Here is a 16,822-nt window from a genome sequence, read left to right as displayed (position 1 = left end):
ATCCTTATTTCCTCTCCAACATTTTTGGGTTTTTGCAGAAAAGCGAATCGTCGACCCGCATGTTCTGTAGTATAAAAGCGACACAAGAAAATGCTTTTTTATCGTATTGTGAATATTTGTTTGGATTTATCAATCGATTATCCTTACTTTCAAATGAATGGCCAGACAGGTATTTTGCGTTGTGATTCTACTTAACCAAACCGGTTACCCGTTATTTTTAAAATCCTGATTTCAATGTAGATTTTTTATAAAAAGATCTTTCGAATGAAGGTATGTTTCAATCCAAAATTCTCAAAAATAGCTGAGATTGTTGTGTGAAATGGGTTTTCTCCCTTTTCCGGTATCAACTACAATTAAGCATAAGTATTTGATTTAAATTAATTTGCACGAACAAAAAAACTGACGATTCCGACAATATTCGTCTATTCAATTTTCTGATTTATATTCGAATATTTTTTCTCACTGTTATGATCACTGTTACAACTATACTGAAGCGGACGCAGATTATTCTGAATCGATAAAAAGTATTATTCGAAAGCAGGGGTGCTTTATGAGCACAAATCGGGTGAGAACTAGCGAAAAACAATCCATCTTGATTGTGGATGATGATATCGATTTTGCTGAAGGCTTTAGCGAAATTCTGGAATCACGCGGTTATCGCGTTGCTCAGGCAAACAGTATCTCTGCCGCCCAAGCCCAATTGGAGGATGAAGAAATTGGGTTGGCACTGTTGGATATCCGACTCGGACGGCAAAGCGGGTTAGATTTGCTGTCGTATATCCGGGAAAATTATTCGGAAATTCCCTGTATTATGATGACCGCATACTCCGCTGAAGATGTGGCTGTACAGGCATTAAAAGAAGGTGCGTACGACTATCTCCGAAAGCCGATCAGCCCGCAGGAACTGCTTACCACGCTGGATCGTTGTTTTCAGAATGTGTTGTTACAGCGGGAGAAAGCAGCAGCAGAAGCCGCGCTGCGCGCCAGTGAAGAACGGTTGAAAGCTGTTTTGAATGCGCTGCCCGGAATTTTTCTTTTACTGGATGAAACCGGGGTATTTGAAGAGGTTTGGTGCTCTGAAACCGAGTTGCTTTTTGCACCCAAATCGGAAATTGTCGGTAAGAATGTTGCTGAAATGTTTTCGAAAGAAGAAGCTGAGCGGTTTATCGGGGTTGTTTTGAAAACGCTGGAAACCGGCGAAACCCAACAGATCGAATATTTTCTCAATGTCATAAAAGGGGAATGCTGGTTCGATGCACGGTGCACCCGTTTATACCTGCCAGATGGTCGTCGAAAAGTGTTGATTCTGGTTTTTGATGTCACAGAAAAGAAACGGTTTGAAGCGGAAGCCATGCGCAACAGCCAGCTATCCAGTCTTGGCGAGTTGGCATCTGGTGTGGCGCATGAAATCAATAATCCGATAACCGGCATCATTAATTACAGCCAAATACTCTGCGACCAGACGCCGGAAACCAGCGATGAACACGATATCGCCCGACGGATCAACCGGGAAGGCGAGCGAATCGCGGCAATCGTTAAAAACCTGCTCACTTTTGGCAGGGAAGCGCCAAAAGAATACACAACTGTTCATGTCCAGCAATTGGTGGATGATTGTTTTTCGTTGGCAAAACAACAGTTGCGGCAAGATGCTATAAAAATCGAAATCAATATTCCTAACGATTTGCCATTGGTTTTGGTTAACGTCAACGAAATGCAGCAAGTTTTGGTAAATCTGCTGAACAACGCCCGTTATGCATTAAACAGGAAATATCTTGGTTTCCATCCGGAAAAAAAGTTATCGATTACGGCGGAAAAATATATGGAAAATTCCCGGAAAATGATTCGTATTGTCTGCAAAGACAACGGCATCGGGATTCCGCAAAATATTTTGGATAAAATTATGCAGCCGTTTTACACCACAAAACCGCCCGGCGAAGGCACTGGATTAGGATTGAGCATCAGTTTTAATATCATCAAAACCCACGGCGGCGTGTTGCGTTTCGAAAGCGTTGAAGGGCAGTTTACCCGTGCAATCATCGAGCTGCCGGTTATTTGAAAATTTAACTTGACGGGATATGGAAGCAGTCAAAGGAAATATTTTGATCGTTGATGACGAAGAAAGCATTCGTCGAACGTTTATGATGTTTTTGAAACAGGAACAATACAATGTTTCGCTTGCGGCCAACTATTCGGAAGCGCTTGAACATATAAATAAAACACCTTTAGATGTTGTTTTTGCTGATATTATGCTCGGGGAAAAAAACGGTATCGATGTTCTTCACGCGGTTCGCCAATCCGGGCTGGATTGTCCGGTAATCATGATCACCGGTGACCCGAATGTAACCACAGCCTCTGCCGCATTACGGTTGGGCGCGTTCGATTATTTGCCCAAACCGATCCGGAAAGACCGGCTGCTGCAAACTACCCAACTGGCACTACAACACAAAAAACTGAACGAAGAGAAGCAACGGATCGTTGCTGAAAACGACAAATATCGCAAACATCTGGATGCGATATTTCGCAGCGTTAAGGACGGTATTTTAACAACGGATGAAAATTTTCGGATAACCGCAGCAAACGAGAAAGCGCGTTTGCTGTGCGAGCTCAACCCATTGGATATTGAAAATAACCTTCCGTTGACAGATGACAATCCGTTAAAAAAAACGTGTCTGGAGATATTGTCGGATGTTATCCGGCACAATAAAACCATGCCGGAATTGGACTACCGATATAAATCGCCGGACCGAAAGCTCTACTCTTTGCAGCTTTCCGGAATGCCATTACTGGATAATAAACATAAATCCATGGGCGCAGTGCTGTTAATTCGCGACCAAACCCGGTTGGTAGAGCTGGAAAACGCGTTGCTGGAACAGCACAAATTTTATCAGATAATCGGGAAATCGCCGCAAATGCAAAGCGTTTTCGAACTGATTAATTATCTTGCAGATGTTGATTCTACCGTTCTGATTCGCGGAGAAAGCGGTACCGGCAAAGAAATGGTTGCACGGGCGATTCATCAGGCCGGCTCGAAAAAAAACGAACCGTTTATTTCGGTAAATTGTGCGGCAATTCCGGAAACATTGCTGGAAAGCGAGCTGTTCGGTTATGTGAAAGGCGCATTTACCGGTGCGAACACGAATCGCATCGGGCGATTTGAAGCCGCAGATGGCGGCACACTATTTTTAGATGAAATAGGTGATATGCCACTGCAAATTCAGGCAAAACTGCTCCGTGTAATTCAGGAAAAAACCATCGAACGACTTGGTGAAAACCGGAAAATTGAAGTGGATGTCCGGATTTTGGCGGCAACTAACGCAAATTTGGAAGACTGTGTCGCCAAAAAAACATTTCGCGAGGATTTGTATTACCGGCTTCAGGTGATGGAAATAAATATCAGCCCATTGCGGGAACGAATGGAAGATATCCCACTACTGATTTCCCATTTCTGTGAGATATTTTCTGCAAAATTTGGAAAAGACATTCAGGGTGTAGCGCCTGAGGCGATGGAAAAATTAATAAATTATCAATGGCCCGGAAACGTTCGGGAGCTTAAACATGCGCTTGAACGAGCATTTATTGTATGCCAGGAAAACAGAATCCGTTTAGAGCATTTACCACCGGCAATCACTCGCAGCAAAAAAATACATCATCTAAATGATAGTTCTGGTGTGCAGGAAATACCGCCGGAAGTAATTGAAGATGCACTGCGAAAAACAGGTGGAAATAAAGCCAAAGCCGCGCGGTTACTCGGCATCAGCCGACAAACGGTTTATCGCAAAATTGAGAAAATGGATTTTTCTGACGAAGGATAGCGGTGCAGAATTTTTTGTAACATGTAACATGTTCGTAACATGATACATGTTACATGTTACAGTTTTTGTTGTAAATTGTCATTTAACAATCTCTCCTAAGTTCAATAAAAACAATGAGTTTTGCAGTGTCGTAAAAACTGGCATTGTTTTCGCATTCCCTTTGTGAACTAACGGATTTAATCCATGCTTGGAAGGGAAATGGGAACAACTGATAAGAATGTCAAACCAATCGCATCTGTCTTGGTTGTGGATGATGAAGAATCTATCCGGTTTTCATTGTCGCGGTTTTTGCAAATGGAAAATTATCAGGTTTTTACAGCTTCGAATATTGATGAGGCTGTGAAGATACTGCAAGAAGAAAACGTAAACCTTGCAATACTTGATCTTGCGTTGTCAAACGCCCAAAATGGCGAAGAACTTGTCCGGTATATTTACAGCACTCACCTGGACTGCGAAATTATTATGATGTCCGGGTATTGGTTTGCAACCAGCGAGTTGACCCGTGGAATATTGCGGCTGCAGAAACCGTTTACCCGAAAAGATATTATTGAGCTTGTCGAGCAATCGCTGACGTTACGAGATAACCGGCTCTCGAAAGTCCGGGAAAAAATTTTGCTGCAGGGCATTCATCTTGAATCTGAGGGCGGTAAGGCATTTTTGTCAAACGTGCTCAAGCTCATTATTAATATAACCCAGGCACAAGCCGGAATTATCACTTGCAAAAATAACGCGCAAAAAACGGCCACGGCTTTTTTACCTTTTTGTCAATCACCAGATGACGTTCAATTGCCAGATCCTGAATTTGTTCAATCCATTATCGAAACGACTTCAGAGCCGGGTTTTCATTTTGAACCGATTGTATCGGACAAAAACATGCCATTCAGCCGTTGGTGGAGTTCACAAATTTACGATTCGGGACAACAACCGATTGGACATTTAATTTTACTGATTAACGAAAATCATTTTGACAAAACGACAGCTACGGTTGTTTTCAATTATTTTGCAAAAAAAATCTCTGCGGAGTTGGATAAAGAGCAACATCGTGCTGGGAGAGTGAGCGGAGAAGCATTCCCCGAAACAGTAAAGTCGGAGGTTACATCGGGGATTTCGAATGCAACTGAGCAGTTTCAACTGTTTGAACATGCCCGCGATCTGGTTGTGATTCTTTCAGAAAACGGGCGGATTGAACAGTTGAATACTGCATTCGAAACGGTAACCGGGTTGCAACGCAACCGTTTTCTCAACAAATCTTTTGGGACAGTTGTTCACGAAGATGACCGGGAAACTGCGATGCAGCTTATCCGACAGACGGCAACCGGAATAAATCCCCCGACGCAGAATTTACGATTTATAACATCTGGCGATGCCGTTTGTTTTGGGGAATGCTGTTTTACACGGATCAAAAAGGGAGGGCAACACTCGCCCGTACTGGCAATTATCCGGGATGTTACGAACCGGCAGGAAATCGAATTGCAGCTTCGGGAAACGGAAGATAAATTGATGCATTCCCACAAATTAAAAGAGTTGGGACGGTTAGCCGGTGTTATCGCACATGATTTTAACAACATCCTGACGGCGATTAACGGGCACGCGGAATTGATGTTGCACCGGATGAACAAAACAACGGAAATTCGCGAAGGCATTTTGCAAATTAGCAAAGCCGGCAGAAAAGCTGCTGCGCTAACCCGCCAATTACTGTCTTTTAGCAGGCATCAATCCGCAGGGCCAAAATTTATGGATGTCAACCAGATGTTGGAAGATATTCACAAATTGCTGCAACGGTTGATCCGGGAAGATGTGCAGCAAATTTGGCGTTTGTATGACCAGCCGCTGACGATATTCGCGGATAGCAGCATGATTGAGCAAGTGGTAATGAACCTGATGGTTAATGCCCGGGATGCGGTTGGCAACAATGGCGTCATCGAAATTGATACGGGTTTGATGGTTATCACCAACGCCAATCAACCCAATGTGATACCGGTTTCACCGGGAAAATACGTCTATATTTCTGTAAAAGATAATGGTTCAGGCATTCCGGAAGAGATTCGCAAAAAAATATTTGATCCGTTTTTTACCACAAAATCGGACAATCAGGGTACCGGATTGGGGCTATCGATCATTTATGATGTCGCAAATCGGAATTCGGGTGGCATTCATTTGGAAACAGTTGAAGGCGAATTCACCCAATTGATGGTGTGTTTTCCATACATGAAAGCCCCACCGCTGCAAGTTCAGGACGAAATTACAGTGGAAAATATGCCCAAAGGCACAGAAACCATTTTGCTCGTTGAAGATGAAAGTTACGTCCGGAACCTGATTAGCGACATTTTATCGGTTTGTGGATACAATGTTTTGGTCAGTAACGATGTATATGACGCATTAAATATTTTCGAAGAAAATGCCCGGAAAATAGATTTGTTGATTACAGATATGGTTATGCCCGGCATGAACGGAAAGGAATTATCGCAGGTGTTGGCTAAAATACGCCCGGAATTGAAAATTTTATTTATCACAGGTTACTCTATCGATGATCCGGTTTTTTCCCGAAAAAACGACAACATAAATTTTTTACTGAAGCCTTTTTCTGCTAAAGATTTATCTGTAAGTGTCAGAAAAACAATAGATTCCGGCAGGTCCGGTAACAATATTAAAACTAATCATATAGAGGCAATGCAGCATGGCTAAAATATTGGTCGTGGATGATAGCGAATCAGCAAGAAGAGCCATTTGCAAAATGCTAATGCAGTACAATCATTCTGCGATGAATGCTGAAAATGGCAAAAGAGCGTTAGCAATTTTAGATGAAAATTTAGATATCGAATTAATTATTACCGATGTGCTGATGCCAGAGATGGATGGCATTGAATTGATTCGCGAGCTTACTGAAAAATACCCCGATGTGCCGGTTGTGGCAATGTCCGGTACAAACAATGTGCCGTATTTACAAATTGCCGAAAAACTGGGTGCAATTGAAACCCTGGAAAAACCTTTCGAAAGCGAACAGCTTTTTTCGCTGATCAACAAAATTTTATATGATTGAAAATAAAAACTGAAAACCCCCACTCATACATCCTACCAACTGCCGCATCGTTTTATACGATGCGGCTTTTTTTTTGTCAAACGCATAAGTTCAAAAATAACAATTATTTGGCAACGCGTTCCAGCAGTCCTTCGCCGATCAGTTGGCGGGCAACATCCCGGAATGCTTTTGTGGTTTCGCTGTCTGCGTTTCGGGCGACCAGCGGCGTTCCGGCGTCGCCGGCTTCGGCAACCGCGGGATCGATGGGAATTTCACCCAAAAACGGCGCACCCAGTTCGTATGCGGCTTTGGCGCCACCGCCTTTTCCAAAAATATACACCGGTTCGCCATTTGCCGGGTTCAAATAATAGCTCATGTTTTCAATAATGCCGAACGTATGGATGCTCAATTTTTTGAACATCTGGAAACCGCGGCGGGCGTCCACCAGCGCAACTTCCTGCGGCGTAGTGACCACAACTGCTCCGGTGATCGGTGTTTTCTGCACGAGGCTCAGCTGTGCGTCGCCGGTTCCGGGCGGTAAATCGATAATCAGCACATCCAGTTCGCCCCATTCTACATCATTCAAAAATTGATCCAGCGCTTTGATGACCATCGGTCCCCGCCAAATCACCGGTGTATCGCGATCCAGAATAAAGCCCATCGACATCATTTTGATGTTGAATTTTTCGATCGGCACCAGCTTTTGGTGTTCGCTAACCATCGGTTTGTCTTCTACACCCATCATGATGTGCACGCTGGGACCGTAAATATCGCTGTCCAGCAGCCCGATTTTCAGCCCTTCTTCAGCCAGCGCAATTGCCAGGTTGGTTGCCACGGTGGATTTTCCCACACCGCCTTTTCCGGAGGCGACCGCCAAAATGCTGCCGATGCCCGGGATTTCCGCCCGTCCCGCCCAGGGATCATTTTGTTTGGGCGCCGCGCCCAGTGGATTCATCGTGGGAATGCCTTCAACAACCATTATCTTGGTATCCGGCAAATCGGCTTTCAATTTTTCCTGAACTGCCTGTTTGACAGCCTGTTTTTTTTGGGGATCTTTCGTTTTGAATTTGAGGTTGACGGTAATCCGGTTCCCCTGAATTTTAATGTCATCCACAATGCCAAATTCTACAATATTTTTGGTAAACCCCGGATATTCAATTCGCTCCAAAAGAGCGCTCACCGAGGCTTCTGTCAGGTTTTCCATTATTAACCTTTCTATTTATACAAATCGAAAATACATCGTTTATGTTTAACAAAAACAACAGCTAAGGCGATTAGCTTTCCTGAATTTCTTCTTCAAATTCATTGCGGATATCTTCAATACATTCGAGCATCGGGGCGATGTCGTCAACCAGTTCCAACGCGTTCAAGAATGTCCAGAACTGTTTGAAGCCATCGAGCAAATAGGCATCGCTGTCTGCTGATCGCGAAACTTTACGAATGTAATAATCCATCAAATATTCTTCAAATTGATCGGGTTGAGTGTTCAGCAAACTGCTTTGGTGATATTCGCCCAAAAAATCCCGGTGGAACGGCGTGATACCGTTTTTCAGCGATTTTACGACTGCCGCCGGTGCACCGTTTTTGGCGATTGTATCCAAAAATTGTTTGCCGGCCTGCTGTTGAAATTCAGCCAGTTGTTTCAGCAACGGATTTTCTGAATCGATAAAATCGATTTTCTGATAATCCGCTTTCAGCGATTTGCCCAATGTTTGCAGCGTCTCGATGGCTTTCGCATCTGCTGTTGCAAAAATAACGTCGTGTGAAAGCGCGCTCTCCAACGGAATTTCACGGGAAAGCGGCTCGATATCGGATGTTGGTTTTTCGGCAGCAACCGTCTCGGTTTCGACGTCAACAACCTCGGCGATTTCAGCTTCCGTCGCATCTTCTGCTGTTTCATCGCTGAAAGAAATATTCATCGCAGCTTCCAGCTCTTCAGGCGAGAAACGGCTCAATTCTTCTTCTGTGTGCGATTTCGGCACCAGCGAAATGTGGCGTTTGAGCAAAATTTCGGTCAATTCATCAAATGGCAATTTTGCCCACGGCTGGCTGAGGTAAGCCGGTTCCAGGGTTGCCAGCATTTTGGCGCGTTCTTCGGTATCCTGCACCTCAAATGCCGCCCACCAGTTTTGGATAATAGCTGCCAGCGCATTGATTTGTCCGGGCGTTTGCGGCTGTGCCAATTCAAAAATCGGCATCGAAAATGTCATCAAATGTTCTGCAACAGCGCGCATTTGCGGTGGAATTCCGCCGGGAACGCCGGGCATCCCGGGCGTTTTGCGCTTCGCTTTCATCAGGTTGCTCACTTTTTTATTCTCTTTTTGAACAGCCCTGCGTTTTAATGCTTTTGCCTGCTGCTTTTTTTGCGTTTGTTTTTTATTCTTTTTTCCCATCGATGAATTTCCTCTGTTCGTTCTGCCCGGTTATTGGCGTTGTCGCTGAAAAATCAATTGTTAAACGGTAAATTTAAGCGAATTTCCATCTAAATCAAAGCTTCCAATAATTCCACATCCGCAATACAAACAGGTGTTTGGCAACTGGGAATCGCGAAATCATTCGCAGGGCATCTTGTCTGCGAAGCGGTTTTATTTCAAATGTTAATTTATTGTTATAAAAGTTAAGAAATTCAGGTTTTTAACGATGCTTTAGATATCCTGTAAGAGATGTTGCAGGTGTAAAGCTGGTTGTTATAAATGTATTCAGTGGTTCGATTGTGTTTAACAACTTTCTGTTTTTAATAACGATTACTTCAATAAGTTGATGAAATGATTTTATGAAAAAAATCAACGTAAATGTTTATAAATACAGCGTTTCCTTCACTGTGTTTCTGAGGCGGGCGATATTTTCTGTCATTTGCATTTCCGGTTTCAGTTCGTTGGTTGCGCAACAATATACATTTCGGCGTTTTGGTGGGGATGAAGGTCTTTCGCAAATGGTGGTGGAAAGCATCCTTCAGGATGATGACGGTTATTTATGGATTGGCACCCAGGCCGGATTGAACCGTTTTAACGGCAGGCATTTCAAAGCGTTTAACATTGCCGACGGGCTTCACAATGATTTTATTAATGCGCTTGCTAAAGGTGCAGACGGTAAAATTTGGATCGGCAATTTTATGGGGTTGGCTTCCTGGGATGCTACCAATGGTTTTGTTAACTATTCTGAGCCCAAATCATCACCAACAGTTATCGAATCGATTGTAGTGGATCGTGCCGGTCAGGTTTGGTTTGGCGGGTATAGCGGGCTGGCAATGTGGGACGGCAATCAATTTAAATATTACGATGAAAATGACGGCATTCCTAATTTGGGAATTCGGAAACTGATGCTGGACGAACACCAGCGAGTGTGGGTAGTCTGCAAATCCGGGTTGTATTATTTAAACTTCAATCGCTTTAAAAAATTCAAAAATGAGGCTATCCCGGATAGCGCGGTTATCAGCAATATTTGTCAGGATAAACAGCATAATTTCTGGATTAGTTTTGATGAAAAGATCGCGGTACTCAGCGAAGATTTTTCGGATAGCGAAAATCATAAACCCATTAAAATTATCACTTTAGATTCTGAAATAAATACAATGTATCCCGATAATCAAAGTGGGATTTGGGTGGGAACATACAATGGCATCGCTCATGCGACGATGGATTCAGTTTACCGCATCCGGCAGGAAAACGGATTTCCTTTTATGGATGTCCGGGCAATTTGGCAGGATATCGACGGGATAATGTGGTTCGGCGGATTTGGCGGTTTGGCACAATTTACCGGACGAGCGTTTACCAATTACACCATGAAAGATGGTTTGGGTGCGCAAATCGTTCGCCCGGTGTTGCGGGATAAAAATAATTTGTTGTGGGTGGGTACCATCGAAGGGCTAAACACTTTTGACGGAAACAACTGGCAAGTCTACGGCAAAAAAAACGGGCTGAACAACGAACGTATTTACGACCTTTACGAAGATGAAAAAGGGGTGATATGGATTGGCGCCCATCGAGGTGTCAGCCAGTTTGCAAATGGCAAATTTCAGAATCCGGAAATTTTTCAACATCTCGGGCGGGTAAACCGAATTGTAGGAGATCAATCCGGGAATATCTGGATTGCAAGTTTGCACAATGGCGTTGTCCGATATACCGGTTCGGAAGTTGAGAGAATCGAAGTGCCAAATCAGATTTTTACGAACAGTCGAATTTGTATCGATTATCTCGGGAATGTTTGGATCAGCGGCAAAAATGGCCTTTCCCGGTGGGATGGCAACCAATGGAAAACTTACACAGTCAACGATGGGCTGGCATCGGATAACGTTTATTTTATTGCAGAAGGCGCGCCCGGCGAAATTTGGTTTGGTTATCACGGCTCGTACGGCGTCACCCGATTCGACGGCGAAATTTTCAAAACATATTCAACCGCAAACGGGCTTAACAACAATGCCGTTTACTCGATCGGTCGCGATGCGAAAGGAAATATGTGGTTTGGCACTGCCCGTGGCGTCGATTGTTTTGATAGCACTAATTTCTTTAATTACAGTCCTTTAGAGGGATTTGCCAGTTATGAATCTAATGCCGGTGGGTTTTATCTGGATCACGATGGCAGCATTTGGATGGCAACCATAGAAGGGCTGAGCCATTATCATCCTGATTTGGATAATTGGCAAGATCCGACACCGCCAAATATCAAGATTGAATCTGCAACCTTGGGCGATCAGCCAATTTTTAGTGGCAAACCCAACGAAATTTTTTATCAGAATAATGAGCTGAATGTAAAAATTGCAGTGTTGACATTTGTGCACCAACGGCATTTCGAGATCCGTTACCGACTCGTCGGTTATGGTGACAAATGGAAACCGCTATTCGGATCGGAGTTGAAATATACCAATTTATCACCGGGAAAATATACGTTGGAAGTGCAGGCGCGCCGCAAAACCGGCGACTGGGCGAAAACCGAAACCGTCAACTTTGAGCTGATGCCGCCATTTTGGAAAACCGCATGGTTTAGCCTGGTGGTTTTGTTGCTCATAATTAGTGGTATTTATTCAATTTATCGCTATCGATTGTATTCCATTCAAACATTGAACAGCCGGTTGGAGAAGCTGGTTCATGCCCGCACGGCTATGCTGGAAAAGCAAAATCATGAGTTGGAAAAAGTAATTGATGAGCGCGATAAAAACGCCCACGAATTGGAAGAAGCACGAATAGCGGCGGAAAGTGCATCGCGATTGAAATCCGAATTTCTGGCAAATATGAGCCACGAAATCCGTACACCGATGAACGGTGTAATCGGGATGACAACCCTGCTTTCCGAAACGGATTTGTCCGAAGAACAGCACGAATATCTGCAAGTTATCCGCAGCAGCGGCGACAGCTTGCTGACGATCATCAACGATATTCTGGATTTTTCAAAAATAGAAGCCGGCAAATTGCGACTGGAAAAAATAACGTTCGATTTGTCCGAGCTGCTCAACAGCATCATGGCTATTTTTGAACCGATTACCCACAATAAAGAACTGGTTTTGATGCACCAGATGGCTGCGGAAGTGCCGTGGCAGCTTTCCGGCGATCCGGTCCGGCTTCGTCAAATCATCACCAACTTAATTGGAAATGCGGTAAAATTTACCGAAAAAGGCTACATCAGCCTCACCATCACGCGCTACCGGGAAGTGGAGAACTCCGTTACAATTAAATTTAGCATCTCCGATTCAGGTATCGGTATTTCAAAAGAAGTGCAGAGAAAGCTGTTTAGCGCATTTGTGCAGGCCGATGGCTCGACAACCCGTAAACACGGTGGAACAGGTTTGGGATTGTCCATTTCCAAATACCTTGTTGAAATGATGGGCGGAAAAATCGGGGTGACCAGCGAACCCGGAAAAGGCAGCACATTCTGGTTCACCGCAACTTTCGAAACGGTGAAGCAAGTCTCAGGTGGATCTGCGAAAACCGCTTCAGCTATTAAATCGTCTGAAGATTTGTTAACATCGGTATCGAGCCTGAAAATGTTGATTGTTGACGACAACGCCGTCAATCGCCGGGTTGCCCAGCGCATGCTTCAGAAAATGGGATTCCGGCCCGATTTGGTTAACAACGGCATGGAAGCTTTGGAAACTGTGCTAAATAACGATTACCGGATTATTTTTATGGATTGCCAAATGCCAGTAATGGATGGCTACGAAGCCACACGCCAGATTCGCACCGAGCTTTCACCGCAAAAGCAGCAGCCCACAATTATCGCGATGACAGCCAACGCCCTGCAGGGAGATCGCGAAAAATGCATCGCATCTGGAATGGATGACTACCTCAGCAAACCCCTCAATACAAACGATCTGAAAGATATTATCCTACGTTGGTTGCCTAACTCACTCCCCATATAATTTATTGACACTTGGTGTGCGATTTTCGACATTTTCTGAAAAAAAACGAAAGTTTTTATAACAAGTGTCGATAAATAAGATAAATGTTGATATTTTAGACACCTCAGCAGTTGGCGGGATTTTTTCATCAAAGATGATTTGAAAAAAGCTCCCGACACAGGAATTCCTTGGGTCTAGAATCAACAGATCTTTTTAAATTGTATAAATAGCAATATTCTGACACATAATAGTGTCGAAAAATTCTTCACCGTACAGGTTTTCTTGCGAGTTGGCGGCAATGGCAAAAATTAGGTTGTAACCGGAGTCATCATTCTTCGGTTTGCGTTGTATTGCATGGTTTTTGCTGCAAGCTCGTTGATTCAATTATTATTTCAGGATAGACTGTTGGAGGTTGTATGATTTCAAAAACGCTGATGCTGATAGACAGCGATACCAGTCAGCATCAAATGCTTGAGGAGCAGCTCTCGGAACGTCATTATCAATTTCTGAACTGTGCATCTTTGCAGGAAGCTGTTGTCAAAAGCCGCCATTTTAGTGTTGATATTTTGTTTATTTCCAGTGAATGGCTAACGGAAAGCAGTCTGCCGACATTCTACCAGTTAAAAACGCATCTGCCGGATTTATTTACAGTACTGATGATTCCCGCGACACAATCTACAGAAAGTCTGAACATACCTGTCGAAGATATCGACAGTTATATTGGTAAGCCGCTGCTACCGGAAATGGTAAAAATAACCCTTCGGCAAGCCGAAACGCTGCTGCGCAGACAGCAGGATGCCGATCGCGCCGTGCGAGAATTGCGTCGCCAGAAATCATTTTATCAACACCTGCTGAACGGATTCCCTGAAGCAGTGGTCGTTATCGACGAAAACTCATCAATTTTGTACTGTAACAACGCGTTTGAAAGTTTGATCGAGCAACCTTCTGAAGTGTTGTTTGATCAGCATTTATACGATTTTTTAGAAGATGGCTATAAAATTTTGCACCATTTGCGCCAGCAACTCAAAAGCCAGCCTTCCGTTGATGGCTACATGGTAACCATCCGGACGAATGACGGCGATGACGGGATTGCCGCAAATATGAACGCCAGTGTGTTGCCGGTCGATTCGGATAATAACACCCTGATTTTGGTGAAACTTGAACATTATTCCATCTCGCAGGAGCGATTTATGCTTTCTGTGCGAAAGGAAAAATTGAGCACAATTCAATATTTGTCCAATGCGCTGGCGCATGAAATCCAGAATCCCATGAATATTTTATCCGGCAGGGTGCAATTGCTGGAGCAACAATATTCGGATCCCGGCGCTGCCAAATCGATTTCGATTATTAATCAACAGTTGGAGCGGATTTCCGGAATTATCGGGCAGTTGCGCAAATTTAATGTCAACAAATCCGATACCGTGCCGGAATCATTCCCGCTGATCCCGTTTCTGGAAGCATACATCGCGCAAAACGAAGGCGAAAACGCTGCTCAGTTTCAGTTGCACTATCTTCCGGAATACGGAAATTTGCGCGTAAAAGGCAACCGGCTGCAAATCGGCGATGCGTTGGGATATCTGTTTCGCACGGTCAAACGGCTGGTCGATCCAAAATCACCGTTATCGATCGATTTTCAGTTGTTGAATGCGCCGTCACAATCGCCACATCTCGAATTGCAAATCGATTTGCCCAAATCGAACATCCCGGAAACGCTGTTTCGCGATTTCAACAGTCTGGATCTGGAGCCGAATGACCGCTATTCGGTGTTGGATATTGCCTTGCTGCACTCCATTCTCACATCGCACAGCGGCGAAATTTCCATCGCCCGGCGATCCAATCAGCAAACCCGGATCAGAATTTTATTTACCGTTGCCAGCTCACCGGTAGTTGACGAAACGGAGTCACGAAAAAAAGTCAAAAAGAAATCATGATCGCGCCATTTTCCGGTAAAAAAACAGGTTGACCGGAAATGGTGTTTGATGAAATCCAATAAATTATTTTTTTTAACCAGTTATAATTACCGCAGCTCTGCTGTGGAGCAGGTTTCTGAGTTACGGAGGTATTGAATGATGGAAAAGTCAATGGGTAAAAATGTACTGGTTGTTGATGATGAGTCCGAAGCGCTCGATTTGATGGAAGAGCTGTTCGTCAAAAACGGTTACGAAACCATTACCGCAGAAGATGGAGAGCAGGCGCTGGAATCGGTACATGAACATTCGCCGGACATTATTGTTTCGGATATTATTATGCCCAAAATGGATGGGATGGAGCTGTTAGAACGGGTTCGAAAGGATTTCCCGGATATTGCCGTGATAATGGTAACGGCGCACGGCACCATCGAAACCGCCGTCGAAGCGATGAAAATGGGTGCAAAAGATTACATTTTAAAACCCTTCCGGCTGGACGAAGTGTTGACCAAAGTGCATAATCTGGCGCGACTGCGCTCACTGGAACGCGAAAATCATGAGTTGCGCAGGGAAGTGCGCAAAAAATATAATTTCGATAAAATCATCGGCAAAACTGCCGTGATGACAGAAATGTTTGACCGGATTAACGCGGTTGCCCAAACGTCCTCAACCGTGCTCATCCGGGGCGATAACGGCACCGGAAAAGAGCTGATTGCCCATGCCATTCACTATAATTCCGATCGCAGCAAAGGCCCGTTTGTTAAAGTGAATTGCGGTGTGCTCTCCGATAGTTTACTGGAAAGCGAATTGTTCGGGCATGTGAAAGGTGCATACACCGGCGCAATTAAAGATAAAATGGGGCGATTTGAATTAGCCAATGGCGGCACGCTGTTTTTGGATGAAATTGGTGACATTACACCGAATATGCAAATCAAGTTATTGCGTGTCTTGCAAGAAAAGGAATTTGAGCGGGTTGGCGGAAATGATACCATCAAAGTTGATGTGCGGATTATTGCTGCAACCAACCGCAACCTCGAAGAAGCCATTTTGTTAAAAGAATTCCGGCAGGATTTGTATTACCGGTTAAATGTTATTCCGGTGCTCGTACCGCCATTAAAAGATCGGAAAGATGATATTCCACTGCTGATCAGTCATTTTATCAATAAATTTAACACTGAATTCGGCAAAAAAATTGTTGGTGTGGATGATGATGCAATGAGCGCACTAATGAATTACGAATGGCCGGGAAATATCCGTGAATTGGAAAATGTGCTGGAGCGGGCAACGGTGTTGAGCCGTACGGAGATGCTCACGATTAAAGATTTCCCGGAAACAATTGGAATGAATAATGACAAATTTCCGACAGTTGATATCAACGAAGATGATACATTGGTAGAATTAGTTGAAGAATTTGAAAAAGCATTAATATTGAAAGCATTGAGCGATTTCGGCCATAACAAATTGCGAACAGCCGAAAAACTGGGAATCCATCGGAGTACATTTATGTCTAAATTGAAGAAATACGGGATAAATTAATTGGCATTAAAAGTAGTTCAAATTTTTTTAAAATTATCTTGATTTGCCACATCTGAAAATCTATATTAAGCCCGCTTTGATGATGACAGCATCAAACACAAAACATACGGGGTCGTAGTTCAGCCCGGTTAGAACGCCGGCCTGTCACGCCGGAGGTCGCGAGTTCGATTCTCGTCGGCCCCGCAAGTTGAAAAGGGAAGCCAAAAGCTTCCCTTTT

Annotated in this window: 9 protein-coding genes and 1 tRNA gene; 8 read left to right on the top strand and 2 right to left on the bottom strand. The window is 44.0% G+C overall.

Annotated elements, in window-relative coordinates; genetic code table 11:
• Positions 1 to 550: 550 nt before the first annotated feature.
• The 4 genes from H6629_02510 to H6629_02495 all read left to right on the top strand — a co-directional run bounded on the left by H6629_02510 (position 551) and on the right by H6629_02495 (position 6,852).
• The gene (locus H6629_02510) at positions 551 to 2,056 is read left to right on the top strand and encodes a response regulator (protein ID MCB9066669.1); all 1,506 of its coding nucleotides are present in this window, start codon (positions 551 to 553) and stop codon (positions 2,054 to 2,056) included.
• 19 nt (positions 2,057 to 2,075) lie between these two features.
• Positions 2,076 to 3,812, top strand: coding sequence for a sigma 54-interacting transcriptional regulator (locus tag H6629_02505; GenBank protein ID MCB9066668.1), 1,737 nt, complete (start codon positions 2,076 to 2,078; stop codon positions 3,810 to 3,812).
• A 198-nt stretch (positions 3,813 to 4,010) separates the two neighbouring features.
• Entirely contained in the window at positions 4,011 to 6,497 is a 2,487-nt protein-coding gene (locus tag H6629_02500; protein MCB9066667.1) for a response regulator, read from the top strand.
• A complete protein-coding gene (locus tag H6629_02495) occupies positions 6,490 to 6,852 on the top strand; it encodes a response regulator (protein MCB9066666.1) in 363 nt (120 codons plus the stop codon). Before H6629_02500 ends, H6629_02495 begins: the two co-directional genes overlap by 8 nt.
• A 103-nt stretch (positions 6,853 to 6,955) precedes the next feature.
• Here the strand turns inward: H6629_02495 and H6629_02490 are convergent, their stop codons facing one another.
• Together H6629_02490 and H6629_02485 are read right to left on the bottom strand one after the other, a co-directional pair.
• On the bottom strand, positions 6,956 to 8,035 hold the full coding sequence (locus H6629_02490) for a P-loop NTPase (protein ID MCB9066665.1): 1,080 nt from the start codon (positions 8,033 to 8,035) through the stop codon (positions 6,956 to 6,958).
• 70 nt (positions 8,036 to 8,105) lie between these two features.
• Positions 8,106 to 9,224 carry a hypothetical protein gene (locus tag H6629_02485; protein ID MCB9066664.1) on the bottom strand — a complete coding sequence of 373 codons (1,119 nt, stop codon included), beginning with the start codon at positions 9,222 to 9,224 and terminating at the stop codon, positions 8,106 to 8,108.
• 380 nt (positions 9,225 to 9,604) lie between these two features.
• On the opposite strand from H6629_02485, the gene H6629_02480 reads away from it, so the two are divergent.
• The 4 genes from H6629_02480 to H6629_02465 all read left to right on the top strand — a co-directional run bounded on the left by H6629_02480 (position 9,605) and on the right by H6629_02465 (position 16,788).
• Entirely contained in the window at positions 9,605 to 13,183 is a 3,579-nt protein-coding gene (locus H6629_02480) for a response regulator (protein MCB9066663.1), read from the top strand.
• 395 nt (positions 13,184 to 13,578) lie between these two features.
• The gene (locus H6629_02475; protein ID MCB9066662.1) at positions 13,579 to 15,093 is read left to right on the top strand and encodes a PAS domain-containing protein; all 1,515 of its coding nucleotides are present in this window, start codon (positions 13,579 to 13,581) and stop codon (positions 15,091 to 15,093) included.
• 150 nt (positions 15,094 to 15,243) lie between these two features.
• Complete coding sequence (locus H6629_02470) at positions 15,244 to 16,605, top strand: sigma-54-dependent Fis family transcriptional regulator (GenBank protein ID MCB9066661.1); 1,362 nt, start codon at positions 15,244 to 15,246, stop codon at positions 16,603 to 16,605.
• 108 nt (positions 16,606 to 16,713) lie between these two features.
• Positions 16,714 to 16,788, top strand: a tRNA-Asp gene (locus H6629_02465).
• Positions 16,789 to 16,822 lie beyond the last annotated feature (34 nt).

The sequence above is a fragment of the Calditrichia bacterium genome (assembly GCA_020634975.1).
Taxonomy (GTDB): domain Bacteria; phylum Calditrichota; class Calditrichia; order RBG-13-44-9; family J075; genus JACKAQ01.
This window is presented reverse-complemented; position numbering and strand designations above follow the sequence as displayed.

Coding starts and splice junctions, on each gene's coding strand:
- H6629_02510 (MCB9066669.1), top strand. CDS start 551: ATGAGCACAAATCGGGTGAGAACTAGCGAAAAACAATCCATCTTGATT.
- H6629_02505 (MCB9066668.1), top strand. CDS start 2,076: ATGGAAGCAGTCAAAGGAAATATTTTGATCGTTGATGACGAAGAAAGC.
- H6629_02500 (MCB9066667.1), top strand. CDS start 4,011: ATGGGAACAACTGATAAGAATGTCAAACCAATCGCATCTGTCTTGGTT.
- H6629_02495 (MCB9066666.1), top strand. CDS start 6,490: ATGGCTAAAATATTGGTCGTGGATGATAGCGAATCAGCAAGAAGAGCC.
- H6629_02490 (MCB9066665.1), bottom strand. CDS start 8,035: ATGGAAAACCTGACAGAAGCCTCGGTGAGCGCTCTTTTGGAGCGAATT.
- H6629_02485 (MCB9066664.1), bottom strand. CDS start 9,224: ATGGGAAAAAAGAATAAAAAACAAACGCAAAAAAAGCAGCAGGCAAAA.
- H6629_02480 (MCB9066663.1), top strand. CDS start 9,605: ATGAAAAAAATCAACGTAAATGTTTATAAATACAGCGTTTCCTTCACT.
- H6629_02475 (MCB9066662.1), top strand. CDS start 13,579: ATGATTTCAAAAACGCTGATGCTGATAGACAGCGATACCAGTCAGCAT.
- H6629_02470 (MCB9066661.1), top strand. CDS start 15,244: ATGGGTAAAAATGTACTGGTTGTTGATGATGAGTCCGAAGCGCTCGAT.